Annotated in this window: 20 protein-coding genes; 8 read left to right on the forward strand and 12 right to left on the reverse strand. The window is 66.8% G+C overall.

Annotation, left to right across the window (positions count from 1 at the left end):
* The first annotated feature begins 187 nt into the window (after positions 1–187).
* Entirely contained in the window at positions 188–664 is a 477-nt protein-coding gene (locus ACFSC3_RS08810; protein WP_380940897.1) for a Ros/MucR family transcriptional regulator, read from the forward strand.
* Between the two features lie 354 nt (positions 665–1018).
* Here ACFSC3_RS08810 and amaB read toward each other — a convergent pair whose 3' ends face one another.
* The 4 genes from amaB to ACFSC3_RS08830 are packed head-to-tail and all read right to left on the reverse strand — an operon-like array spanning position 1019 to position 6177.
* The gene (gene amaB / locus ACFSC3_RS08815; RefSeq protein ID WP_380940034.1) at positions 1019–2500 is read right to left on the reverse strand and encodes an L-piperidine-6-carboxylate dehydrogenase; all 1482 of its coding nucleotides are present in this window, start codon (positions 2498–2500) and stop codon (positions 1019–1021) included.
* A complete protein-coding gene (locus tag ACFSC3_RS08820) occupies positions 2497–3495 on the reverse strand; it encodes an ACP S-malonyltransferase (RefSeq protein WP_380940035.1) in 999 nt (332 codons plus the stop codon). The genes amaB and ACFSC3_RS08820 overlap by 4 nt, the downstream gene beginning before the upstream one ends.
* Positions 3495–5771: a thiamine pyrophosphate-dependent enzyme gene (locus ACFSC3_RS08825; protein ID WP_380940036.1), complete on the reverse strand. Its 2277-nt coding sequence runs from the start codon at positions 5769–5771 to the stop codon at positions 3495–3497. The genes ACFSC3_RS08820 and ACFSC3_RS08825 overlap by 1 nt, the downstream gene beginning before the upstream one ends.
* A 4-nt stretch (positions 5772–5775) precedes the next feature.
* Positions 5776–6177, reverse strand: coding sequence for an EVE domain-containing protein (locus ACFSC3_RS08830; protein WP_380940037.1), 402 nt, complete (start codon positions 6175–6177; stop codon positions 5776–5778).
* A 141-nt stretch (positions 6178–6318) separates the two neighbouring features.
* Here ACFSC3_RS08830 and ACFSC3_RS08835 point away from each other — a divergent pair, with 141 nt between their 5' ends.
* Both ACFSC3_RS08835 and ACFSC3_RS08840 read left to right on the forward strand, forming a co-directional pair.
* Entirely contained in the window at positions 6319–6693 is a 375-nt protein-coding gene (locus tag ACFSC3_RS08835; RefSeq protein WP_380940038.1) for a hypothetical protein, read from the forward strand.
* A 69-nt stretch (positions 6694–6762) separates the two neighbouring features.
* Complete coding sequence (locus ACFSC3_RS08840) at positions 6763–7029, forward strand: DUF3297 family protein (RefSeq protein ID WP_380940039.1); 267 nt, start codon at positions 6763–6765, stop codon at positions 7027–7029.
* 171 nt (positions 7030–7200) lie between these two features.
* Here ACFSC3_RS08840 and ACFSC3_RS08845 read toward each other — a convergent pair whose 3' ends face one another.
* Both ACFSC3_RS08845 and ACFSC3_RS08850 read right to left on the reverse strand, forming a co-directional pair.
* A complete protein-coding gene (locus ACFSC3_RS08845; RefSeq protein ID WP_380940040.1) occupies positions 7201–9060 on the reverse strand; it encodes an ABC-F family ATP-binding cassette domain-containing protein in 1860 nt (619 codons plus the stop codon).
* Positions 9061–9120: 60 nt separating this feature from the next.
* Positions 9121–9453, reverse strand: coding sequence for a hypothetical protein (locus ACFSC3_RS08850; RefSeq protein ID WP_380940041.1), 333 nt, complete (start codon positions 9451–9453; stop codon positions 9121–9123).
* A gap of 126 nt (positions 9454–9579) precedes the next feature.
* Between ACFSC3_RS08850 and glpX the strand changes: the two genes are divergently transcribed.
* Positions 9580–10548: a class II fructose-bisphosphatase gene (gene glpX, locus ACFSC3_RS08855; protein WP_380940042.1), complete on the forward strand. Its 969-nt coding sequence runs from the start codon at positions 9580–9582 to the stop codon at positions 10546–10548.
* 139 nt (positions 10549–10687) lie between these two features.
* Here glpX and ACFSC3_RS08860 read toward each other — a convergent pair whose 3' ends face one another.
* The 5 genes from ACFSC3_RS08860 to ACFSC3_RS08880 all read right to left on the reverse strand — a co-directional run bounded on the left by ACFSC3_RS08860 (position 10688) and on the right by ACFSC3_RS08880 (position 17800).
* Entirely contained in the window at positions 10688–11449 is a 762-nt protein-coding gene (locus ACFSC3_RS08860) for an ABC transporter permease (protein ID WP_380940043.1), read from the reverse strand.
* A 152-nt stretch (positions 11450–11601) separates the two neighbouring features.
* Positions 11602–12534 carry an ABC transporter ATP-binding protein gene (locus ACFSC3_RS08865; RefSeq protein WP_380940044.1) on the reverse strand — a complete coding sequence of 311 codons (933 nt, stop codon included), beginning with the start codon at positions 12532–12534 and terminating at the stop codon, positions 11602–11604.
* A gap of 286 nt (positions 12535–12820) precedes the next feature.
* The gene (locus ACFSC3_RS08870; RefSeq protein ID WP_380940045.1) at positions 12821–13534 is read right to left on the reverse strand and encodes a DsbA family protein; all 714 of its coding nucleotides are present in this window, start codon (positions 13532–13534) and stop codon (positions 12821–12823) included.
* Complete coding sequence (locus tag ACFSC3_RS08875) at positions 13531–14895, reverse strand: M48 family metalloprotease (RefSeq protein WP_380940046.1); 1365 nt, start codon at positions 14893–14895, stop codon at positions 13531–13533. The genes ACFSC3_RS08870 and ACFSC3_RS08875 overlap by 4 nt, the downstream gene beginning before the upstream one ends.
* A gap of 199 nt (positions 14896–15094) precedes the next feature.
* Positions 15095–17800, reverse strand: a complete 2706-nt coding sequence (locus ACFSC3_RS08880) for an Rne/Rng family ribonuclease (RefSeq protein WP_380940047.1) — start codon at positions 17798–17800, stop codon at positions 15095–15097.
* Positions 17801–18340: 540 nt separating this feature from the next.
* Between ACFSC3_RS08880 and ACFSC3_RS08885 the strand changes: the two genes are divergently transcribed.
* The 4 genes from ACFSC3_RS08885 to ACFSC3_RS08900 all read left to right on the forward strand — a co-directional run bounded on the left by ACFSC3_RS08885 (position 18341) and on the right by ACFSC3_RS08900 (position 24368).
* The gene (locus tag ACFSC3_RS08885) at positions 18341–19558 is read left to right on the forward strand and encodes an N-acetylmuramoyl-L-alanine amidase (protein WP_380940048.1); all 1218 of its coding nucleotides are present in this window, start codon (positions 18341–18343) and stop codon (positions 19556–19558) included.
* Positions 19559–19767: 209 nt separating this feature from the next.
* The gene (locus tag ACFSC3_RS08890) at positions 19768–22278 is read left to right on the forward strand and encodes a penicillin-binding protein 1A (RefSeq protein WP_380940049.1); all 2511 of its coding nucleotides are present in this window, start codon (positions 19768–19770) and stop codon (positions 22276–22278) included.
* A 120-nt stretch (positions 22279–22398) separates the two neighbouring features.
* Positions 22399–23526: a peptide chain release factor 2 gene (gene prfB, locus ACFSC3_RS08895; RefSeq protein WP_380940050.1), complete on the forward strand. Its 1128-nt coding sequence runs from the start codon at positions 22399–22401 to the stop codon at positions 23524–23526.
* Positions 23527–23660: 134 nt separating this feature from the next.
* The gene (locus tag ACFSC3_RS08900) at positions 23661–24368 is read left to right on the forward strand and encodes a class I SAM-dependent methyltransferase (protein WP_380940051.1); all 708 of its coding nucleotides are present in this window, start codon (positions 23661–23663) and stop codon (positions 24366–24368) included.
* A gap of 4 nt (positions 24369–24372) precedes the next feature.
* On the opposite strand, the gene ACFSC3_RS08905 is transcribed toward ACFSC3_RS08900, so the two are convergent.
* The gene (locus ACFSC3_RS08905; protein ID WP_380940052.1) at positions 24373–24810 is read right to left on the reverse strand and encodes a JAB domain-containing protein; all 438 of its coding nucleotides are present in this window, start codon (positions 24808–24810) and stop codon (positions 24373–24375) included.
* Positions 24811–24848: the final 38 nt, after the last annotated feature.

Raw genomic sequence — 24848 nt, forward strand, 5'->3', positions numbered from 1 at the left:
TACCGTATCGATAGATTGGCCTGCCGATTTGCTCCCGCCTGTTGCTGATCGCCCTTATCTTTATGCTTAATAAAGGAAATCGTTCAACGACGGCACGGTAATTGACCAATGTTGATGACTCTTATCTTGACTTGACCCGCAAATTGGCTTGCTAAAGCAGCTAAATCGAATGGAGTTTCCCCAAAACATGGCCGAAGAGAACGAAATGTCGAATGCTGTCGAGCTGGCGACCGAATTGACGATCGCATGGTTGTCGAACCCCAATACTCGCGCATCGGCTGAAGAAGTTCCCGGTTTCCTGCGTGCCATGCACGAGGCCGTCGGTACGCTGTCGGGCGGTACGGATATCGAGCCGGTCAGCGAGGCTTCGCCCGCCCAGGCCCCGGCCGTGTCGGTGCGCAAGTCGCTGGCTTCGAAGGATTTCATCGTCTCGATGATCGATGGCAAGCCGTACAAGACGTTGCGTCGCCACCTCGCCCGCCACGGCCTGACGCCGGAACAATATCGCGAGCGTTTCGGCCTGAAGTCGGACTATCCGATGGTGAGCGAAAGCTACTCGAATGCCCGTCGCGAAATGGCGAAGAAGATCGGTCTGGGCCGCAAGCCCGGCATGACTCGCCCCGCCGGCGCGAAGAAGCCCGGTCGCAAGCCCGCCGAAGGCTGATCGCGACTCGAGACCTGGTGAAAACGGCCCTTCCCGGCGACGGGAGGGGCCGTTTTCGTGTCGGGCATCGAAACTGCCGCTCGTTTCGAGTGATCTCGAGGGAGATGCTCGTCACTCGAAGCCAACGACTCGAAATACTGTTCTTCTTGGCACCGCAGTTTCCCGGACCGAAAAGGACAGTGTTTCGACAGAGCAACACCAATTCCAGAGCGGTTTAGGTCGGATCGACATTGAGCCGATCAAGCAAAGTCCGTTCTTCGTGTCTTCGTGATCCCGGGCTCGATCCGGGATGACGGTTTCCACCGCTTCAGGCTCAGCCTGAGCACGACAAGACCTCATCTCGGAAGTCGACGGTCAAATATCGAACGTCACGCCTTGCGCCAGCGGCAATGTCCGCCCGTAATTGATCGTGTTCGTCGCCCGCCGCATATAGGCGCGCCACGCGTCGGAGCCGCTCTCGCGTCCGCCGCCCGTCTCCTTCTCGCCGCCGAAGGCCCCGCCGATCTCCGCGCCCGACGTTCCGATATTGACGTTGGCGATGCCGCAGTCGGATTCCGCCAGAAACAGTTCCGCCTCGCGTAGATCGTTGGTGAAGATCGCCGAGGACAGTCCCTGGCCAACCGCATTGTTCAGCGCGATCGACTCATTCAGGTCCGATACCTTCAGGACGTACAGGATCGGGGCAAACGTCTCGGCCAGGACCGGGCCGTCGTGCGCCGGCATCTCGACCAGCGCGGGGGTGACATAGGTGCCGGCACGCTCCAGTCGCTCGCCGCCGGTGATCACGCCGCCCATATCGTGCGCGGCCTGGAGCGCGCCGCCCATCGCATACCACGCCTCTTCGTCGATCAGCGGGCCGACCAGCACCCCCTCTTCGCGCGGGTCGCCGACGCGCACGCTGGCATAGGCTGCTTTCAGCCGGGAGACGAACTGGTCGTAGATGTTCGCGTCGACGAACAGGCGGCGCAGCGTCGTGCAGCGCTGACCTGCCGTGCCCATCGCGGCAAAGGCGATCCCGCGAACGCTCAGGTCGATGTCCGCGGACGGGCGCACGATCGCCGCGTTGTTGCCGCCGAGTTCGAGCAGCGACCGCCCGAACCGCGCCGCGACCCGTTGCCCGACCGCGCGCCCCATCGCGGTCGATCCGGTCGAGGACACCAGCGCGACGCGCGCGTCGTCGACCAGCGCCTGCCCGACCGTCCTGCCACCGATCGCAAGCCCCGACAGGCCCGCAGGCGCCTCGTCCCCGAAGCGGCGACAGGCCTCCGTGAACAGCGCCTGCACGGCAAGCGCACACAGCGGCGCCTTTTCCGATGGCTTCCAGACGACGCTGTCGCCGCACACTAGGGCCAGCGCCGCATTCCAAGCCCAGACTGCGACGGGGAAGTTGAACGCCGTGATGATGCCGACGACGCCCAGCGGGTGCCACGTCTCCATCATCCGGTGGTCGGGGCGTTCGGTGGCGATGGTCAGGCCATGCAGTTGCCGCGACAGCCCGACGGCGAAGTCGCAGATGTCGATCATCTCCTGGACTTCGCCAAGACCTTCGGACGTGACCTTTCCGACTTCGGTGGAGACCAGCGCGCCGAGGTCGTCCTTGTTCTCGCGCAGCACCTCGCCCAGCCGACGAACGAGTTCGCCGCGCCGGGGAGCAGGAACGCGACGCCAGCGGTCGAACGCCGCGGCCGCCTCGCCGATAATCGCGCCGACGTCGGCACATTCGGCGACATGGCCGAGACTCGCGCCGTCGATCGGGGATCGCGCTTCCAGCCCGCTGCTCGATCGCCGCACACCCAGCCGGTCGAGAAGGGGCGTCACGTCCTGCGCGGTCGTCATCGGGTCACGAGCTTTCGTTGATCGGGGCGGGCCATCGAGATGAGGAAAGGGTTTTCACGCTGGCGGGCGACGAAATCCTGCTTGGTCGCCATGCCGAGCCAGCGGATGCCGAGCAGTCCTTGCGCGATCGCTCCGCCCAACGTGTCGCCGGGGCCGAGCAGGATGATATGGTCGGGCGCGAATTCCTTCACCGCGACCTGGATCGCGCGGGCGAAGTCATAGGCCGTCAGGATCTGCGCAGCGAAGGTGTAGCGCCACAGCGCCTCGGCCGGGCTCGCCCAGCGTTGCCAGATGCGGCTTGTGCCGTCGATCAGCGGCACGTCCGGATTGCCGAACCAGGCCGCGGGCAATTCCGCCATCGCCGCCGCGCTGCTGTCGACCATCAATGCGGTATGGAAGGGGCCGTGACCGGCGAGGCGGGTGGCGGGCACGGGGCTGTCGGCGGCGAACGCCTTCACCGCTCCCTCGTCGCCTGCGAGCACGATCGTGCCGCCGAGGTCGATCGACACGCTCATGCCGGTGCGCGTCGCGAGTTTCAGGACCCTATCACGCAGTCCAGGGACGGGCTGCCAGTCGTCGTCGAGTGTCTGTAGCACCAGCTGCCCGCCCGGCCCGTGGCGACCGGAGTTCACGCCCATCGCGTCGGCGATGCGGAAGCCCTGTTCCAGCGTGACGGCACCGGCGGCGGCAAGCGCGGTGTACCAGCCCATCGAATTGCCGGTCACTGCGACGACCTCGACCCGGTCCGCATCGATCGCGGCCATGTCGGCCATCGACGCGGCATAGATCAGCGGCGCGGCGTTCGGGCCGGCGAGGTGGGTGCCGGGGGAGAAGCGGTCGGCTTCGTCTAGCTCAGACAGGGTGGGCTTGCCCGCGGCGCGGCGGATCGCGTCGTAGGGGGCGAGGTCGACGCCCGCACGGGCGAGCGAGCCGAGTTCGGTCTTGCCGTAACTCCCACGGCCCGGAGCAACGACGAGGGCGGTGGGGCGCGCCATCACTCCCTCTCCCCTTCAGGGGAGAGGGCCGGGGAGAGGGGCCTATCCTCAGGCGATGGTCTCGGTGAGACACCTTCCCCTCTCCCAACCCTCTCCCCTGAAGGGGAGAGGGCTTTAAGGGCCGCCTCCACGATCCGGTCCCTGCTCGGCAGCGTCAGCGTCGCGCCCTTGCCGAGCGGGATGAAACTGTCCTCCGCCGCAATTCGGCTCACCCGCCGCCCCGGCACCTTCTCCGCAAAGAACGCCATAAGCGCCTCGCTCTGGGATCCCGTCACCCGGCATTCGTCGACGATCAGCACCGGGCGATTCCCCACCGCCGCCAGCAGCGCATCCTCCGACAAGGGCGCCAGCCAGCGCAGGTCGATCACCCGCGCGTCGATGCCGTCCGCCGCGAGGATCGGCTGCGCCTGTCGCGACAGGAACACGCCGTTGCCATAGGTCACGATCGCTAGGGTTTCGCCATCGCCGTAAACCCCGACCTCGCCGATCCGCACCGGCGCTACCTCCGACAGGCTCGCCGTCATCAGCCCGTCGCCCTCGGCATGCAGGTCGCGGGTCATGTAGAGCGCGATCGGTTCGACGAACACGACCACGCGCCCCTCTTCGCGCGCCAACCGGACGCATTCGCGCAGCATCGCGACGGCATCGGCGCCGTTCGACGGCACCGCCAGCACCACGCCCGGAACGTCGCGAAAGACGGCGAGCGAATTGTCGTTGTGGAAATGCCCGCCGAAGCCCTTCTGATACGGCAGCCCCGCGATCCGCACGACCATCGGGTTGGTGTACTGCCCGTTCGAGAAGAAGCTGAGCGTCGCCGCCTCGCCTCGGATCTGGTCTTCGGCATTGTGGACATAGGCCAGGAACTGGATTTCGGGGATCGGGATCAGGCCATTGTGCGCCGCCCCGATCGCCAGCCCCAGGATCGCCTGTTCGTCGAGCAGCGTGTTGATGACCCGCGCCGATCCGAAGCGCTCGTGCAGGCGCGCGGTGCAGTTATACACGCCGCCCTTCGGCCCGACGTCCTCGCCGGCGACGATGATCTCCGGATGTTCGAGCATCAGTTCGGCCAGCGCCCAGCTGATGAGCCGCGCCATATGCTGGGGCTTGTCGATCTGGCCGGCGTCGCGGGCGAACAGCGTGGTGCGGTCCTCCGACGTGACGGTGCGCGCGGGGCGGGGGTTGACCCTGGGCGGGACGATACTCGCCATCACGTCCGTCGCCGTCGCCAGCTTCGGCCGGGCGATCGCCAGTTCGGCGGCGCGGGCGAGGCGGGCTTCGGTCGCGTCGTAGATCGCCAGCAATTCGTCCGCCGGCACGCCCATCTGAACCAGCAACGCCGCGGTCTTCAGCAGCGGGTCACGCGCTTCTTCCGCCTCGATCGCCGCCTTGGCGCGATAGACCGACTGGATGTCGCTGCCTGCGTGGCCGTAGAGCCGCACGGTCGCCATGTGCAGGAACACTGGCCGGCGCGTGCGACGGGCATGGTCGATCGCCTCGCGCGCGCCCCTCCAGGCATCGCCCAGATCGGTGCCGTCGCACTGGATGTAGTGCAGCCCGACACGATGGCGGAATTGCGTCTCGATCCAGCCCGTGGGCGTCGCAGTGGAGATGCCGATGCCATTGTCCTCGCACAGGAAGACGATCGGCATCGGCGTGCCCTGATGCGCAGCCCAGCCGGCAGTGTTGAACGCGCCTTGCGCGGTCGAGTGATTGGCCGAGGCGTCGCCGAAGCTGGCGATGATGACCGCATCGCTCGGCAGCGGTGTATCCTCCAGCCCCATGCGCCGCGCGATCCCGAGGCTGAACGCCGCCCCGACCGCCTTGGGCAGGTGCGAGGCGATGGTCGAGGTCTGCGGCGGGATGAACAACGGCTTCGACCCGATGACCTTGTGCCGTCCGCCGGCGATCGGATCCTCGCTCGACGCCGCGAAGCTCAGCAGCATGTCCCATTCGGGCGTCTGGCCGGGGACCAGCTTCGACCGCTCGATCTGGAACGCGGCCGATCGATAATGGAGGAAGGCCATGTCGGTCAGCCGGCTGGCGTGCGCGACCGCGGCGTTGCCTTCATGCCCCGAACTGCCGATCGTGTAGAACCCCTCGCCGCGCGCCTGCAACTTGCGCGACAGCCGGTCGAGCTGGCGGCTCGACACCTGGCTTTGGAAAATCTGAACGACATCCTCACGCGACAATTCGTCGGCCGGCGTCGCTGGCGGCAGGTCGCCGGATTTCAGGCGAGCGACGAGCTTCGCATGGACGGCTTCGGCGGCGTCGATCACGGCGTCAGGCCCCCGCCATCTCCATCAGCACCGCCCATTCGTCCGGTTCGACCTTCGAACAGGACAGGCGCGACTGCTTGAGCATCATCATGTTCTCCAGTCGCGGCTGGGCCTTGATCTCGGCGAGCGTGACGGGGCGGGGGAGCTTTTGAAGCGGCTTCACTGCGACCGAGGCCCATTTGCCGTCCGCGCCGTCCTCGCGCCAGCTGCGCGTGATCTCCATGATCCCGACCGCGGCCTTTTCGGTATTGGAATGATAGAAGATCGCCTGGTCGCCGGGCTGCATCGCCTTCAGAAGGATGCGCGCGGTCGCATTGCGCACGCCGTCCCATTCGGTCGCGCCGTCGCGCTCCAGATCCTGCCAGCTATAGGCATCCGGCTCCGACCGCAGCAACCAATAGGCCATCGTCCGCTTTCACTCCCTGAACGCCGATTAAACGGGTTATTCCACCCGAGTTCAGTCGCCTAGCCGTAACAAACGCAACAAGCACGGTCGAATCGGCGTTGAACCCTTCATTCCGACCTTGCGAGTTTGAGGAGGTTGACCATGCGTACCCTGTTGAAGAAGGCGACCCTCGGCGCGGTGCTCGGCGCGACGGCTCTGACCGCCGCGGCCCCGGCCGAGGCACAGTGGCGCGGGCGCTATTACCGCGACCGCGACAACACCGGCACCGCGATCATCGCGGGCATTGCCGGACTGGCGATCGGTTCAGCACTGTCGTCGCGCGATCGCTACGATCCGCGCTACCGCTACGACTATAATTACTACGACCAGCGCGGCTATTTTCCGAACAACGGCTATTATGCCCGCAATTACTACAACCGCTATCAGGGTTGGAACGATTGCTACACGCGCCGGGTCTATGATCCGTATATCGGGCGCACCGTTCGTGTCCGCTATTGCGACCGCGGCGGCTGGTAAGAGCTTGGGCGGCGCCGGTCATCCCGGCGCCGCTTTTCTTTTGCGCGGCGATGGGGCAGGGGGCGGATCATGAGCGATACCCCTCCCGACACGCTGTCGAACAACCCGCGCAGCCCCCACTTCAACGAAGACGCGCTGCGCCGCGGCATCGGCATCCGCTTCAAGGGCGTCGAGCGCCGCGACGTCGAGGAATATTCGATCTCCGAGGGCTGGATCCGCGTCCAGCTCCAGAAGAAGGTCGACCGCCACGGCCAGCCGCTGACGATCAAGCTGACCGGTCCGGTCGAGGCTTGGTACGAGACGTCGGCTGAGGGCTCGGAAGAAGAAGAAAAGTAAGGCTGATTCACGCGAAGGCGCGAAGGCGCTAAGACGGCTGGATCAGCGGCGATCGTCTCGCGTCAGCGAGACCTTGGGATCGCGACACTGTCTGATGTTTTAAGGGCCGCTCACGCGGCAAGCGAGACCCTTCGCGCCTTTGCGCCTTTGCGTGAATCAAACCTTCTTAACTCAAGCCGCCTCACGCTCCAGGCTTTCGGTCGCTTCCATCCACCGCGCCTCGGCGGCGTCGAGCTTTTCCGTAAGCTCTGCCCGCAGCTTCATCAGCTCGGACATCGACAGCTTCGCAAGCTTGGGCTCCGCGGTCGACGGATCGAACATCGCGCGGTCGACTGCCGTGCGCTCCTTCTCCAGTCGCGCCATTTCCGCCTCGGCTTCCTTCGCCGCCGCCCGCGCTACCTTTTCCGCCTCGCGCGCGGCCGCTGCCGCCGCCTTGTCCTTCTTCTTCGGCTTGTCGGCCTTTGGCGTATCGTCGCCGCTGAGGATCATCGCGATATAGTCGTCGAGGCTGCCGTCGAATTCCTTCGCCGCGCCGTCCGCGACCAGCACCAGCCGGTCGGCGGTCAGTTCGACCATGTGGCGGTCGTGGCTGACCAAGATGACCGCGCCCTTGTAACCGTTCAGCGCCTGTACCAGCGCCTCGCGCGCGTCGACGTCGAGGTGGTTGGTCGGTTCGTCGAGGATTAGCAGGTGCGGCGCGTCGCGGGTGATGATCGCCAGCGCCAGGCGCGCGCGCTCGCCGCCCGACAGCTTGCCGACCTTCGTCGTCGCTTTGTCGCCCGAAAAGCCGAACCGGCCCAACTGCGCGCGCACCGCAGCGGGCGTCGCGCCCTTCATCGTGCGCGTCATATGTTCGAGCGGCGTGTCGTCGGTGTCGAGTTCCTCGACCTGATATTGGGTGAAATAGCCGACGTTCATCTTGCCCGACGCATTCATCGTGCCCGCCATCGGCGCGAGTTGCGCGGCGAGCAGGCGGGCGAGCGTCGTCTTGCCGTTGCCGTTGCGCCCCAGCAGCGCGATGCGGTCGTCCGGGTCGATCCGCAGGTTCAGCCGCTTGAGGATCGGCGTCTCGTTATAGCCGACGTCGGCCAGGTCGAGCGTGATGAGCGGCGGGCGCAATTCGCTGGGATCGGGGAAGTCGAACGTCAGCGACGGGTCGTTCGCCAGTTCCGCGATCGGCTGCATCTTCGACAGCAGCTTGATGCGGCTCTGTGCCTGTTTCGCGGTCGAGGCGCGGGCCGAGTTGCGGGCGATATAGTCCTGGAGCTTGGCGCGTTGTGTCTCCTGATTCGCCTTTGCCGCGGCGAGCTGCGCCATGCGTTCGGCGCGCTGCTTCTCGAACGAGTCGTAGCCGCCGGCGTACAGCGTCACCTTGCCACCCTGCAGGTGCAGGATATGGTCGACGACGTTGTTCAGGAAGTCGCGCTCGTGGCTGACGACGACAATCGTCGCGCGATAGTCGCGCAGGAAGTCCTCCAGCCACATCACCGCTTCGAGATCGAGGTGGTTCGACGGTTCGTCGAGCAGCAACAGGTCGGGCTGCGAGAACAGCAGCGCGGCGAGCGCCACGCGCATCTTCCACCCGCCCGAAAAGCTGTCGAGCGGCCGGTTCTGCATGTCGTCGTCGAAGCCGAGTCCCAACAGGATGCGGCTGGCGCGCGCCGGCGCGGTATAGGCGTCGATCGCGATCAGGCGTTCGTACGCATCGCCCATCGTATCGGGATCGATGTCGGTTTCGACCAGCGCCATCAGCTTGGCGCGCTCGACGTCCGCTTCCAGCACCGTTTCGAACGGGGTCTTCTCGCCCGATGGCGCTTCCTGCGCGATATAGCCGATCTTGGCGCCGCGCGGCATGTCGGCGGAGCCCTCGTCCGGCTCCAGCATCCCGGCGATCACACGGACCATCGTCGACTTGCCCGCGCCGTTGCGGCCGATCAGGCCGACGCGGCTGCCCGGCGGCAGTGCGGCCGAGGCGCGATCGAGGATCGTGCGCCCGCCGAGGCGGACGGTGATGCCGTTGAGGTTTAGCATGGGCGCGCGGATACAGGGGCGGGCGGCATCCCGCAACTGCGCGCCCGGTCGCGTGCGCCCCTATTCCTTCAGCTTGCGCGGTTTCAGACTGGTCCCGGCACCGCCCGAGGTCATCGTCACGCCGACGAAGCCGCAGCTGTTGGTCATCAGCTGGCGTCCGCAGCGGTCGATCTTGTCCTCCAGCAACCGATCGGTCTGGACCAGCACCTGATCGCGCACCGGAATGCCGACCAGCGGCACGCGGTATCGGCGATCAGCTTCCCGCCGGCCGCACACCGTCACCTCGTCGGTCGAACTCGCGCGCGAACACGGCACTTCGGCGCGCGTCGCGGCACGATAGGCGGCGAATTCGTCCGATGGAGCAATCATCAGCAGCGCAAGCAGCATCGACATGGGACAGAATCCTCTTCGAACACCTTGGTAGCCGTAGCGTCTGTCCCTCGACAAGCCCCGCCGCCCCCGGTAACGCGCAGGTCAATTTCCGGCGTCCTGCCGGCAGCGAAATATAGAGGGGAATGCATGACCGACACCGCGAGCACGGTCCTCGACCGCGTCCTGGTCCTGGAAATGGTCCGCGTCACCGAAGCCGCCGCGATCGCCGCGTCGAAGCTGGTCGGTCGCGGTAACGAGAAGGAGGCGGATGCCGCCGCCGTCGAGGCGATGCGCGAATCGCTGAACGGCCTCTACATGGACGGCACCGTCGTGATCGGCGAGGGCGAGCGTGACGAGGCGCCGATGCTCTACATCGGTGAAAAGGTCGGGTCGGCGATCGGCAAGGGGCCGAAGATCGACATCGCACTCGACCCGTTGGAAGGCACGACGATAACGGCGAAGGCCGGGCCGAACGCGCTCGCCGTGCTGGCGATCGCCGAAGAGGGCCAACTGCTGAACGCGCCCGACGTCTATATGGAAAAGTTGGCGGTCGGTCCGGGCTATCCCCCCGACATCATCGATCTCGCCAAGTCGCCGACCGAGAATATCCGCGCGGTCGCCGCAGCCAAGGGCGTCGAGCCGCACGAGATTACCGTCTGCGTCCTCGACCGCCCGCGTCACGAGGCGCTGGTGGCGGAGCTGCGCAGCATCGGCTGCGGCGTGATGCTGATCGGCGATGGCGACGTGGCCGGCGTCATCGCGACGACCGATCCGGAGACGACGGTCGACGTCTACATGGGCTCGGGCGGTGCGCCGGAAGGCGTGCTGGCCTGCGCCGCGCTGCGCTGCATCGGCGGGCAGTTCAAGGGCCGGCTGCTGTTCCGCAACGATGCCGAGCGCGAGCGTGCGGCGAAGTGGGGCGTCACCGACCTCGACCGCATTTACGACCTGACCGATCTGGCGAAGGGCGACTGCATCTTCGCCGCGACCGGAGTGACCGACGGCTCGCTGCTGGCGGGCGTCAAGCGCAAAGGCGCGAAGATGACGACCGAAAGCGTCGTGATGCGCGCGAGCAGCGGTACCGTGCGCTGGGTCAAGGGCGAGCATCGGTTGTAAGCAAATCCTCCCCGCGCGCGGGGAGGGGGACCATGCGAAGCATGGTGGAGGGGGCGGGCCGCGAGCGACGTCGGATGCGGAGAGCCCCCTCCACCACGCCGCTTACGCGTCGCGGTCCCCCTCCCCGTCCCGGGGAGGATCAATTTTTTAAACGATACCCGCTCTTAAAAATCCAGGCGATCACGCCCAGGCAAACCCCCAGGAACCCCGCGGTAAACGCCAGGCTCCACACCACATCGACATCGCCCTGGCCGAAGAAGCTCCAGCGGAATCCGCTGACGAGGTACACGACCGGGTTGAACAGGCTGACCGTCCGCCATGGCTGCGGCAGCATGTCGATCGAGTAGAAGGCCCCACCCAGAAACGTCAGCGGCGTGATCAGCAGCGCAGGCACGAAGTTCAGCTGCTCGAATCCCTTCGCCCAGACGCCGATGATAAAGCCGAAAAGGCTGAAGGCGACGCTGGTCAGAATCAGGAATGCGAGCATCGCCAACGGATGTTCGATCCGCAAGTCGACGAAGAAGGCCGCGGTCGCGAGGATGATGAGGCCGAGCACCACCGACTTGGTCGCCGCTGCGCCGACATAGCCGATCACCATTTCCATCGCCGAGATGGGTGCCGACAGCAATTCGTAGATCGTACCGGTGAATTTGGGGAAGTAGATGCCGATCGACGCATTGCCGATGCTTTGCGTGAGGAGCGACAGCATGATCAGGCCGGGCACGATGAAGCTGCCATAGCCGACCCCGCCCACTTCCTGCATCCGGCTGCCGATCGCGCCGCCGAAGACAACGAAGTAGAGGCTGGTGGTGATGACGGGCGTGACCAGGCTCTGCCACAAGGTGCGCAACGCGCGGGCCATTTCGAAGCGATAGATCGCCCAGATGCCGTGGGTGTTCATGTCTTAAATCCTCCCCGGCACGGGGAGGGGGACCGCCGCGCAGCGGTGGTGGAGGGGGCTCTCCACCAGCCAATCCGCTTGAGGCACGCCCCCTCCACCATGCTGCGCATGGTCTCCCTCCCCGCGAGCGGGGAGGATTTTGATCCCGATCATCACCCCGCCTTCTTCGCGGTCAGCCCGACGAAGATATCCTCCAGGCTCGACTTCGACGTCTCCAGGTCCTTGAAGCCGATCTCCAGGTCGTTCAGCTTGCGCAACAGCGAAGGAATGCCGGTCCGCTCGGCCTGCGCGTCGAAGACGTAGCGCAATGTGTGGCCGTCGTTTTCCAGGCTCAGATGCCATTCCGCCAGTTCCGGCGGGATAGCCTCCATTGGCTCCTGCAACGCCAGGTCCATCTCGCGCTTGCCGAGTTTCTTCATCAGCTCGGCCTTGTCCTCGACCAGCAACAGCTTGCCGCCGGTGATGACGCCAACGCGGTCGGCCATTTCCTCGGCTTCCTCGATGTAATGGGTGGTCAGGATGATGGTGACGCCGCGCTCGCGCAGACTTCCGATCAGCTTCCACATGTCGCGGCGCAGCGACACGTCGACGCCGGCGGTGGGTTCGTCGAGGAACAGGATGTCGGGTTCGTGGCTGAGCGCCTTGGCGATCAGCACCCGGCGCTTCATGCCGCCGGACAGCTCCATGATCTTGGCGCCGCGCTTGTCCCACAGCGACAGGTCGCGCAGCAGTTGCTCGATATAGGCGTCGTGCGCGGAGCGGCCGAACAGGCGGCGGCTGAACTTGACCGTCGCCAGCACCGTTTCGAACATGTCGACCGACAGCTCCTGCGGCACCAGCCCGATCATCATGCGCGAGGGCTTGTAATCGCGCACCGCGTCATGCCCGCCGACGGTGATCGTGCCCGCGGTCGGCGTCACCACGCCGCAGATGGTATTGATCAGCGTCGACTTGCCCGCCCCGTTGGGTCCGAGCAACGCGAAGATCTCGCCCCTGCGGATGTCGAGCGTGACGTCGTCGAGCGCGTGATGGCCGGAGCCATAGGTCTTGCTGACGCCGCGGACGGCGAGGATCGTTTCCGGCATCGGCTTGGCCCCTTTGGCCGTAAGGTAGGGGCGAGTGTCGAAGAAAAGAAGAGATGGTTCAGAGAAGGCGCGAAGGCGCTAAGAAGATTAGGATTCACGCGGAGGCGCGAAGGCGCGGAGATCATCGCCTGCGGCAGCGGGCCATTTTTCCTTAAGCGAACATTGGGTTGCGCGGCCTCAGATGAAGGCTGCTGACGCAGCAAGCGAGACGCCTCCGCGTCTCCGCGTCTCCGCGTGAAATCTCCTACCCTTCTTCTCTTCGCGCCTTAGCGCCTTTGCGTGAAAATCAGCTTCTCTTCTCGCGAGCTGCCTTCACCGCTTCGACCAGTTTGTCCTGCTCGACTGCCCCGGAGATGATCCGGTCCCCGATCACCCACGCCGGCGTACCGGTCATGCCGAGGGCTCCGGCCGTGCGCAGGTTCTTGTCCAGTTCGGCTGCCGCCTCCGAGGACGCGACCACGGCCCGCGCGCGGGCAATGTCGAGGCCGGCCTTTGCAGCCGCTGCCATCACCGCGGCTTCGGTCGGTCGGCCGGCGGCGAACAGGGCGGTGTGGAAGGGCAGGTACTTGCCCTGCTCCGCCGCCGCGACGCCCCAGGCCGCGGCGGTGCGGCTGTCGGCGCTGAGGATCGGCAATTCGCGGTAGACGATCCGGATGCCGCTGTCCGACGCGGTCAGCCGTTCGATCTCGGGCAGACTCGCGCGGCAATAGCCGCATGCATAGTCCATATAGGTGACGACGGTGACGTCGCCCTTCGGATTGCCGCCGATCATGCCGGGGTAGGGCGTGAACACGTCATCGCGATGTTCGGCGACGAGCTTCGCCGTCTCGCGGTCGCGCAGCTTTTCCATCGCCTCGGGCAGGATTTCGGGATGCGCGAGCAGGTACGCGCGCACGTCGCCCGGCGGCGGTTGCAGGCGCTGGAGGCCGAAGGCGGCCATGCCGCCGAGCAGGCCGGCGAGCAGCAGCAGGGCGGCGAGCGCCCAGGGGCGGAGCGTCATCGGCGGCGGTCCTTGCGCTCGTCTTCCCACGCGGTCTGCGACACCATCAATATGTCCTGCGCGCGGATCCAGTCGGCGGTGCCCTTGGGCAGGCCCGCCATCGCCGCGCGGGACGAGACGAGCGCGGTGCGCGTGTCGCCCATCAGATTGGCGCGCTCGGCCGTCGCCAGCGCCGTACGTGCCGCATCTCCCTTGCGTTCGTAGACGGTGCCGAGCTGCGTCCACGCCCAAGGATTCTGCCCGTCGCGCTGCACGGCGGTGCGCAGGACCTTCTCGGCTTCGTCCAAATTCGCCGGATCGTCGGTCGCGACCAAGGCGTGGCCGAAGGTGGTGGCGATCAGCGGGGCGTTACGCGATGCCGCGGTCGCCTCGCGCAGCGGAGCCAGCGCCGCCTTGGGATCGCCGCCCTCCATCACGATCTGACCGCGGAGTTCCAGGATATAGGGATCGTGCGGCAGTGCCTTGATAAGCGCCGCGCTCTCGGCGGCGGCCTGATCGGGATAGCCGGACAGATGATAGGCATAGGCGCGGGCGTAGTGCGCGGGCACCGACTGGTCGCTCAGCGGATATTTGACCAGGGTTTCCTTGGGATCGTTGACGTAGCCGCGCAGCTTCGCCTGCACGCGCTGGAACCGCGCTTCGATGTCGGCATTCGACGGCTTGTTCCACGACGGCACGCCGCGCGTCACGGCGTCGAGCGCGGCCATGCGTTCGCCGGATAGCGGGTGCGTGCGGTCGTAGCTGCCCTCGCTCTGCGTGATGCCGTAGCGGAATTCCATGTTCTGCAGCTTCTTGAAGAAGCTCAGCATGCCCTTGCCCGTGATGCCGGCGGTCGACAGATAGCGCGCGCCGGCGGCATCAGCGCTCGATTCCTGGACGCGGGTGAAGGCGAGCAGCTTGCCGAGCGCAGCGCGCTGGCCGGCGGCGAGGATGCCGGCGCCCGCCTCGCCCGCGCCCGCCGCCATCGCGGCGACGCCGAGCAACAGGCTGACGAGCGAGATACCCATCGCGCCGCTATAGCCCTGCGATTGGAGCGGAATGTGGCCGTTGGCGATGTGCCCGACTTCGTGGGCGATGACGCCCTGCACTTCGTTGGCGTTGGAGGCGGCGTCGATCAGACCGGAGTGGATGTAGACGATCTGCCCGCCCGCGACGAAGGCGTTGATCGACTTGTCGTTGATCACGACGACCTGGACGTTCTTGGGGTTGAGGCCGGCGGCGGTGACGATGTCGCGCGACATGTCGGCGAGCAGCGCTTCGGTTTCCGCATCGCGCAGGATCGACTGGGCCGACGCCGGTTGAGCGGCGAGCAGGGCGACGGCGGCGAGCGCGGCAATCCCGCGGCGAAGGGGCTGGATCATGGATGGCGCCATGACGCCGATCCATGACGGCCGGCGGCTGAATGGGGGGTGAAGACCGGGTGATCCTCCCCGTGTGCGGAGAGGGGAACCGGCGCGGCCGATGGAGGGGGCGGGTCGCGAGCCGATCGCTCGTGGAGAACCCCCTCCACCATGCTGCGCATGGTCCCCCTCCCCGCTCGCGGGGAGGATCCTTATCGTGTCAGGCACCGAAGGTCCGCTGCCACCAGCCGCGGCGGGGGGCTTCGCCGTTGGCGTCGTCCCCCGATTCGGCCGGCCCGGCTGCGTCGTCGAGCGGGACGGCGGCGTCGGCCTGAACGGTCGGCGCGATCGTCACGGCGGCGAGATCATCGGCTGCCGGCGCAGCATCAGCCTTCTTGCGCGACGGGCGGCGGCGCGGCTTGGGCGCGTCGGCATCTGCCGCGGGCTCGGCCGGAGCTTCGGCGGCAGGCGTCTCGGCCTCGACCGGTGCGGCGGCCTTGCGACGCGACCGCTTGGGCTTGGCCGGCGCTTCGGCAGCAGCGTCCTCGACCGGCGCGGAGGCCTCGACCGATGCTTCAGCGACCTCAGCGGGTGCCTCGGCGTCGGCCTTGCGGCGACGGCTGCGCTTGGGCTTGGCAGGCGCTTCCTCGGCGACCGGCTCCGGCGCGACTTCGACGTCCGACACGGCATCGGCCTGCGGTTCGACCGCGTCTTCGGCCGGCTGCTCGCCGACGAACTCGGCGGCTTCCGTGCGCTCACCGTTCTCGCGGCGACCGCCACGACGCCCGCGACGGCGACGACGGCGGGGTTCGCCTTCGTCGGCGGTCGCGGTTTCGGTCGGTGCTTCGGTTACGGCTTCGGCCTCTTCGACCGTCTCGGCGTCGCCATCGGCGGCGATTTCGCCCTCGGCGTCCTCGCGAGCCTCACCTTCGCCCTCGTCACGGCCCCGCCCGCGACGCCCGCGACGACGGCGGCGGCGACGGCTGCGGCCTTCGCCCTCGTCGTCGCTGCGTTCGGGACGCTCGGCACGTTCGCGGCGGGCAGGACGCTCCTCGACTTCCTCTTCCTCCTCGACCTCGTCCTCGATCTCGTCCTCTTCCTCCTCGGGCAGGTCGTCGTCGAGATCCTGGACTGGCGCGTCGAAGCGCGGGGCGTGAGCGGGCGGCGGGCCGCTGGCCTCGACCGACATGCGCGCCCCCTCGACCTCGCCGTCGGACAGCACCTCGACGCGGACGCCGTAGCGATCCTCGATCTCGGCCAGTTCGGCGCGCTTGTTGTTGAGCAGGTAGAAGGCGGCTTCCTGGGATGCGCGCAGCGTGATGTTGGCGCCGCGGCCGCGGGCAGCTTCGTCCTCGATCAGGCGAAGCGCCGACAGGCCGGCCGACGACGCGGTACGGACCAGGCCGGTGCCTTCGCAATGCGGGCACTGGCGGGTCGATGCCTCCAGCACGCCGGTGCGCAGGCGCTGGCGGCTCATCTCCATCAGGCCGAACGACGAGATGCGGCCCACCTGGATGCGGGCGCGATCATCCTTCAGCGCCTCCTTCATCGCCTTCTCGACCTTACGGACGTTCGAGCTGTGGTCCATGTCGATGAAGTCGATGACGACCAGGCCCGCCATGTCGCGCAGGCGCAGCTGGCGCGCGATTTCCTGCGCGGCTTCCAGATTGGTGGCGGTCGCGGTCTGCTCGATCGAATGTTCGCGGGTCGAGCGGCCCGAGTTGATGTCGATGCTGACCAGCGCTTCGGTCGGGTTGATGACCAGATAGCCGCCCGACTTCAGCTGGACGACCGGATGGTACATCGCGGCCAGCTGATCCTCGACATGCGCGCGCTGGAACAGCGGCACGGGGTCGCTGTAATGCTTCACGCGGCGGGCGTGGCTGGGCATCAGGAGCTTCATGAACTCCTTGGCCTGGCGGTATCCTTCCTCGCCCTCGACGATGACCTCGTCGATCTCCTTGTTGTAGATGTCGCGGATCGCGCGCTTCATCAGGTCGCTGTCGCCATAGACCAGCGCGGGCGCGGCGGACTTCAGCGTTTCCTCGCGGATGCCGTCCCACAGGCGCGCCAGATAATCGAAATCGCGCTTGATCTCGACCTTGGTGCGCTGGAGCCCCGCGGTGCGGACGATGCAGCCCATCGACGGCGGCAGCGCCAGGTCGGCCATGATCGACTTCAGCCGCTTGCGGTCGCCCGCGTTGCTGATCTTGCGCGAAATGCCGCCGCCATGCGCGGTGTTCGGCATCAATACGCAGTAGCGGCCGGCGAGGCTGAGATAGGTGGTCAGCGCCGCACCCTTGTTGCCGCGCTCTTCCTTGACGACCTGGACCAGCAGCACCTGGCGGCGGCGAATTACGTCCTGGATCTTGTAGCGGCGGCGCAGGTTCATACGGCGCTCGCGCAGCTGGTCTACCGCGCTGTCGTCACCCCCGCGACCGCGACCGCGACGGCGGCGACGCGACGAGGATTCGCCGCCATTCTCGCCTTCCGAGACTTCCTCGGAATCGTCGTCATGGTCCGACTCGTCGGAATCATGGTCGTGATCGGCATCGTCGTCGGCGTGCTCGACCTCGCCGCCCTCGTCGCCGTGGAACTCGTCCTCGGCCTCGGCGCGCAGGGCGGCTTCCTCGGCGGCATGCTCCGCCTCCTCGCGCAGCAGGGCTTCGCGATCTTCCTTGGGGATCTGATAATAGTCGGGGTGGATTTCGCTGAAAGCGAGGAAGCCGTGGCGGTTGCCGCCGTAGTCGACGAAGGCCGCCTGCAGCGACGGTTCGACCCGGGTTACCTTGGCGAGATAGATATTGCCCTTGAGCTGCTTGCGCTCGGCACTTTCGAAATCAAATTCCTCGATTCGATTCCCTTTGACGACGGCCACGCGGGTTTCTTCCCGGTGGCGTGCGTCGATCAGCATACGCATGGTCATGGATGAGTCTCCGGGCGCGCGCTGCTCCGCATAAGGGGCGCGGCGCGCGCGTTTCTATAGGTCGCGGCCTGGGCGGGACGCCCGGCTGCGGGGTGAGAGAGAAATGTGCGTCTGCTGACACGGCACGCCCGCCGGAGACTTGGTCCGGCGTGACCGCACCACCCACGCGAACCGCCGGAGCGGTGCGATGGAGGCGGAGCGGGATATGCCTCATTGTCAGCGTCAACCTGGTTGCGCGCGCGACCGGACGGTCGCGGCGATCTTTCCTGTCCGTCGGTACGGGCGATCGGGCGATACCGATCGGTTGCCCTTGGTGCCGACCTAGGACGCGTAGCACCCCTGCGCCACACCGGCAACCGTCCGCCCCGGCTTTTAACTTTAGTGGGTGCGACGTCGTAACAAGTAGGGATAAGATGATGTTAAGCTGGTTTATTCACCATACGTTTTCCGTGAGTGGGTAGTACGCACGATCGATTCGAGGGTACGTGATCCATGTCTTTTGGCTGGACCGCCGCCGCGGGAGCGCGGCATAGGTCGCATATGCTGGCGTTCCTCGCCCTCCTGGCCGGCCTGTTCACCGGTGTTCCGAGCTGGGCGGGAACGGTGCGCGACATCCGGGTCGAGCGGGGCCAGATCGTGCTGACATTCGACGCGCGCGTGGCGGAGGCGTCGAGCTTCATCCTGAATGCGCCGCGCCGGATCGCGATCGATCTGGGCGGCGTCGCGCCGGGCGGGCGTGCCAGTATCGGCGGACCGATCGCGAATGTGCGCCAGGCCGCGCGCGACGGCGGGATGCGGATCGTACTGGACCTCGACGCGCCGGCGATCGTCAGCGGCGGCGTGTTCGATGCCGACGGGCGCACGCTCACGCTGACGCTCAAGACCGTCGACGATCGCGGCTTCGCTCGTGCCTCCGGAGAGGGGCGCATCAGCTATATGACGCCCGCGCGCGCCACGGGCGACGACGACGATTACAGCGTCACGATGCGCGTGCCGGCGACGTCCAGGCCGTTGCCGCTGCCGAAAGCGGTCGGCGCCGCGCGCCTGCCGCTGGTCGTGATCGATGCCGGGCATGGCGGGCATGATCCGGGCGCGGTGTCGCCGGACGGGCGGTTGCAGGAAAAGGACCTGACTCTGAAGGTTGCCAAGGCGATCCGCGACGAACTGGTGGCGTCGGGTCGCGCGCGCGTCGCGCTGACGCGGGACGACGACCGTTTCCTGGTGCTGCGCGAACGCTATGGCCTGGCCCGGCGGATGGGGGCGGCGCTGTTCATCTCGATCCACTGCGACAGCGCATCGTCGTCGGACGCATCGGGCGCGACCGTCTATACCCTCTCCGAAATCGCGTCCGACAAGGAAGCCGCGCGGCTGGCGGCGCGGGAGAACAAGGCCGATATCCTGGCGGGCGTCGATCTGGGCGGGGCGGGGGCCGACATCTCGCAGATCCTGATCGACCTGACGCAGCGCGAGACGATGAACACCTCCGCCAGCTTCGCCCGCGTGCTGGGGCGGGAGGCGCGCCCGTTGATCCCGACCAAGCCGGTCTTCCACCGCATGGCCTCGCTGATGGTGCTGAAGGCGCCCGACGTGCCGTCGATCCTGTTCGAGACGGGGTATATCTCCAACCAGCGCGACGCCGATTTCCTGAACTCGCGCGAGGGGCGCGAGAAAGTGGCGCAGAGCGTGCGGCGGGCGGTCGAGGTACATTTCGCGACGCGGCTGGCGGGGCGAAGCGGGGATTTGGCGGCGGAGCAATGACGGCGGTTTGATTCGCACGAAGACACGAAGGCACGAAGGGCGTTCAGCGCTTTGGAGACCATCTCGTGCCGGCGAGACCTTATGATCTGAAGGCAGCCGGCGCGGCCGGTCGTGGCCACAAGCGCCGCTTTCTTCGTGGCTTCGTGCCTTTGCGTGAGAAAAACTTTTGTCTTCTTCCGCGCCTTCCGTCCGGCTAGAACGCGCCCGCAATGCCCGACACCAGTACGACCGACCCGCGCGCGGCGCGCGAGCCCCGCGAGCCCGGCCGGATCCGGCGCGCCTGGGGGCGGCGGTGGGTGCGGATTCTCGCCTATCTCGCCGCGATCGGGCTGTGTGCAATCGCCGGGCTGTGGTTCGCTGTTGCACGCGACCTGCCCTCGGTCGAGAAGTTGCGCGCCTATGAGCCGTCCCTGCCGACCAACGTCCGCGACCGCAACGGCCAGCCGCTGCAGAGCTATGCCCGTCTGCGCCGCGTCGAACTCAGCTACGACGAATATCCCCCGCTGCTGGTGAAGGCGTTTCTGGCGGCGGAGGACCGGACCTTCTTCGAACATTCCGGCGTCGACTATCCCGGCATCGTCGCGGCGTTCATCACCAACCTCAGGAGCGACAAGCGCCCGATCGGCGCGTCGACGATCACGCAGCAGGTCGCCAAGAACCTGCTCGTCGGCAACGAAGTCAGCTATGTCCGCAAGGCGCGCGAGGCGATGCTGGCCTATAAGATCGAGGGCGCGCTGACCAAGCAGCAGATCTTGGAACTCTACCTCAACCAGATCGAACTGGGCCGCAATGCCGCGGGTGTCGAAGCGGCGGCGCATGCCTATTTCGACAAGGAGCTCGATCAGCTTTCGCTCGCGCAGATGGCGTATCTCGCGATCCTGCCCAAGGGGCCGTCCAACTATGGCCCCGAACGTCATTACGATCGCGCGATGGGCCGACGGAACTGGGTGCTGGGGGAGATGCTGAAGAACGGCTTCATCAGCCAGGCCCAGCATGACGCCGCCGTCGCCCAGCCGCTCGGCACCGTGCCGCGCCAGAGCGCGCGCAATGAGCATAACGGCGGCTATTTCGTGGAAGCCGTGCGCCGCGAACTGCTCGACCGCTATGGCGAGAAGGCGAGTTCCGGGCCGTACAGCGTCTATGACGGCGGGCTTTGGGTGCGCACGTCGTTCGATCCGCGGCTCCAGGGCTATGCGCGCGACGCGTTGCGCGCCGGCCTGTTGCGCTACGACAGCGGGCGCGGCTGGGCCGGCCCGCTCGAGCACAAGGACGTGACGGACGAGACGTGGCGTGCGCAGCTGATCGCGTCCAACCTCGGCCTCGACTATCTCGACTGGCGCGTCGCGATCGTGGTGTCCAAGGTGGGCGACAGCGCCGACATCGGCTTTTCCGACGGCAAGACCGGCACGCTGGCGCGCGGCAATGCGCAGATGCCGGTGCGCGGCGTCGGCGGTACGGCGTTCGCGGCGCTGAAGCCTGGCGACATCATCGCCGTCGCACCGGCCGGCGGCGGCTGGGCGCTCCGAAGCGTTCCAAAGGTGTCGGGCGCCTTCGTGGTCGAGGAGCCGTCGTCCGGCCGCATTTTCGCGATGCAGGGCGGCTTCGACGATCGCCTGGGCAGCTTTAACCGCGCGATGCAGGCGATGCGCCAGCCGGGATCGACCATCAAGCCGATCGTCTATTCCGCCGCGCTGGCGAGCGGCATGACGCCGGCGTCGATCATCGTCGACGGGCCGTTCTGCGTCTATCAGGGCGCGCGGTTGGGCCAGAAATGCTTCCGCAACTTCGGCAACATGCGCGCCGCGGGGCCCAAGACGATGCGCTGGGGGATCGAGCAGTCGCGCAACCTGATGACGGTGCGCACCGCCGCGACCGTCGGCATGCCGCGGGTGGTCGACTATATCCAGCGCCTCGGCGTCTCGACGCAGAAGCTGCCGCCCTATCTGTCCTATGCGCTGGGCGCGGGCGAGACGACGGTCACGCGGATGACCAACGCCTATGCGATGCTGGTCAACCACGGTCGCCAGATGCAGCCGACGTTGATCGATTACGTCCAGAACCGTCGCGGCGGCGTGATCTGGCCGGCCAACTGGCGCCCGTGCGACGGGTGCAACGCGCCCGACTGGGACGGATCGGCCATGCCGCGCCCGCAGCGCCGCTGGCGCCAGGCGATCGACGCCATGACCGCGTTCCAGATGGTCCATATCACCGAAGGCGTCATCCAGCGCGGCACCGCGACCGTGCTGCGCGACCTGAACCGTCCGATCATGGGCAAGACCGGCACGACCACCGGTCCGACCGACGTGTGGTTCGTCGGCGGCACCCCGCAAATGGTGGCGGGGCTCTATATCGGTTACGACACGCCGCGGAACCTGGGCGGCGCGGTGCAGGGCGGCACCTTCGCGGCACCGATCTTCAAGTCGTTCGCGGTGAAGGCTTACGAAGGGTTGCCGGTCGTCCCGTTCCGCGCGCCGCCGGGCATCCGCATGGTCCGCATCGACCGGATGAGCGGGCGGCCGGTCTATGGCACCTTCCCGACGTCGGACGATCCCAAGGCCGGCGTCATCTGGGAAGCGTTCAAGCCGCAAAGCGAGGGCCGCCGGGCGCGCCGCACAGCGGAGGACGATGATGCCCCGAAGGCTCAGGCGACCAAGGCGGTGGGACCGGCAGAAAAGGCCCGGGACAGCGATTTCTTGCAAAGGGAGGGGGGGATTTACTAAGTCCCGCCCAATATGTTTCGTCATCCCCGCGAAAGCGGGGATCCAGAGCCAGGCAGCGCACCGCTCGCGACCCTGGATTCCCGCTTTCGCGGGAATGACAGTGGTTAGAGGATTTTGATTATGCGCGCCGAAGCGCAGGCTCACGTCGACACGATCAAGGACGCGCTGTCGCTGCTGCGCCGGTTCCTCAACTGGGACGTCGCGCTGCGGCGGCTCGACGAACTCAATGCGCGGGTCGAGGACCAAGCGCTGTGGAACGATCCCAAGGCCGCGCAGGACGTCATGCGCGAACGCCGGCGGCTGGACGAGGCGATCACCGCGACCCGCGATATCGAGCGCGAGCTGAACGATACCGCCGAACTGATCGAGATGGCCGAGGCCGAGGGCGACGACGCGATGGCGGCCGAGGGCACGGAAGCACTGGCCGCACTTGCCGAGCGGGCCGAGGCCGATAAGGTCAAGGCGCTGCTGGCCGGCGAGGCCGATGCCAACGACACCTATATCGAGATCAACTCAGGCGCGGGCGGGACCGAGAGCCAGGACTGGGCCGAGATGCTCCAGCGCATGTACACGCGCTGGGCCGAGCGCAACGGCATGAAGGTCGAGCTGATCGACTATCACGCCGGCGAACAGGCGGGCATCAAGTCGGCGACGCTGCTGGTGAAGGGCGAGAACGCCTATGGCTATGCCAAGACCGAAAGCGGCGTGCACCGGCTGGTCCGCATCAGCCCCTATGATTCGTCGGCGCGGCGGCACACCAGCTTTTCGTCGGTGTGGGTCTATCCGGTGATCGACGACAATATCGAGGTCGAGGTCAACGACGCCGACCTGCGCATCGATACGTACCGCGCATCGGGTGCGGGCGGTCAGCACATCAATACGACCGACTCGGCCGTCCGCATCACGCACTTGCCGACCGGCATCGTCGTTCAGTGTCAGAACCAGCGATCGCAGCACAAGAACAAGGCGGAGGCCTTCAACCAGCTGCGCGCGCGCCTGTACGAGCGCGAACTGGCCGAGCGCGAGGCAGCGGCCAATGCGCAGAACGCCACTAAGACCGATATCGGCTGGGGGCACCAGATCCGCTCCTATGTGCTCCAGCCGTATCAGCTGGTGAAGGACCTGCGCACCGGCGTCACCTCGACCGCGCCGAGCGACGTGCTCGACGGCGGCCTGACTCCGTTCATGGCGGCGGCACTGTCGCAGCGGGTGACGGGCGAGGCGGTCGAGGTGGAGGACGTCGATTGAGCTCGAAGAGCTCATCTCCCTTCCGTTCGTTTCGAGTAGCGATCGAGCGAAGCCGAGAGCGCGTATCGAGAAAGCCTGTCTCGATACGCCGTCTCGACAGGCTCGACGGCTACTCGACACGAACGGGATGGGTTGTGGCATTCGGGCTGCTTGCCACCGCCTGTTCCGGTGCACCGGTACCCCGCAACAAGGCCGACGATCCCCGCTTCCCGTCGCCCGACCGCCCGATCGCCAAGATCGTCAGCCCGCGCTGGTCGACTGAGGAAGCGCGCGACCGGCTGCGCGAGGCGGACAAGGTGATGGATCTGGCGCGGATCGCGCCGGGCATGACCGTCGCCGACATCGGCGCGGGCGAGGGCTATTACACCATCCGCCTGGCGAGCCGCGTCGGGGCGAAGGGCCGCGTGCTGGCCGAGGATATCGTGCCCGAAGTCCGCGACAAGCTGGCGCAGCGCGTGACGCGCGAGCGGCTGGACAATGTCAGCGTGCGGCTGGGTGAGGCCGACGATCCCGAACTGCCCGAAAACAGCTTCGACCGCGTGCTGATGGTCCATATGTACCATGAGATCGAGCAGCCGTATAAATTCCTGTGGAACCTGCGTCCCTCGCTGAAGGCGAATGGCGCGGTGGTGGTGGTCGACGCCAACCGCTCGACCCAGGACCACGGCACGCCACCGGCCCTGCTCACCTGCGAATTCGCGGCGGTCGGTTACAAGCGGATCGAGCTGCGCGCGATGCCATCGGCCGGTGGTTACATCGCGCTGTTCCGTCCCGAAGGGCCGCGACCTGCACCCGAGGCGATCAAACCCTGTCGCACCGCCGCGGGCGCTCAGCCGGGCTGACCCGTCAGATCATCCCCAGCGCGCGCAGGCTCGTCATCGTCTCGCGCGTGACGATCAGATGGTCGATCAGCCGGATATCGAGTGCGCCGAGTGTCCGCGCGGCGCACCGCAGATGCGCCAGGTCGTGCCGGCTCGGCTGGGGATCGCCGCTCGGGTGATTGTGCGCAACGATCACCGCCCGGGCATTGAACGCCAACGCATCGAGCGTGAGCAGGCGCGGTGGCACGGCGACCCGGTCCGCGCCGCCACGAATGACACGCAGTGCCAACAGCCGCGCATCCTCTGCCAGATAGGCGATGCCGGCGACTTCGCTGTCCGCCCGCGCCAGTCCGGCGAACAGCGCGGTCGCGCGCGACAGGCGATCGATCCGCTGCTCGTCCCCGTCCTGCCCCATCGGAGTACATGGCACCGGCGACATGTTGCGATCCAGTCGCAACTTCATCGGTTTTCGCACCGTTTCGGTCGTATCGTGCGCGCATC

Source organism: Sphingomonas floccifaciens, from assembly GCF_042681125.1.
GTDB lineage: Bacteria > Pseudomonadota > Alphaproteobacteria > Sphingomonadales > Sphingomonadaceae > Sphingomonas > Sphingomonas floccifaciens.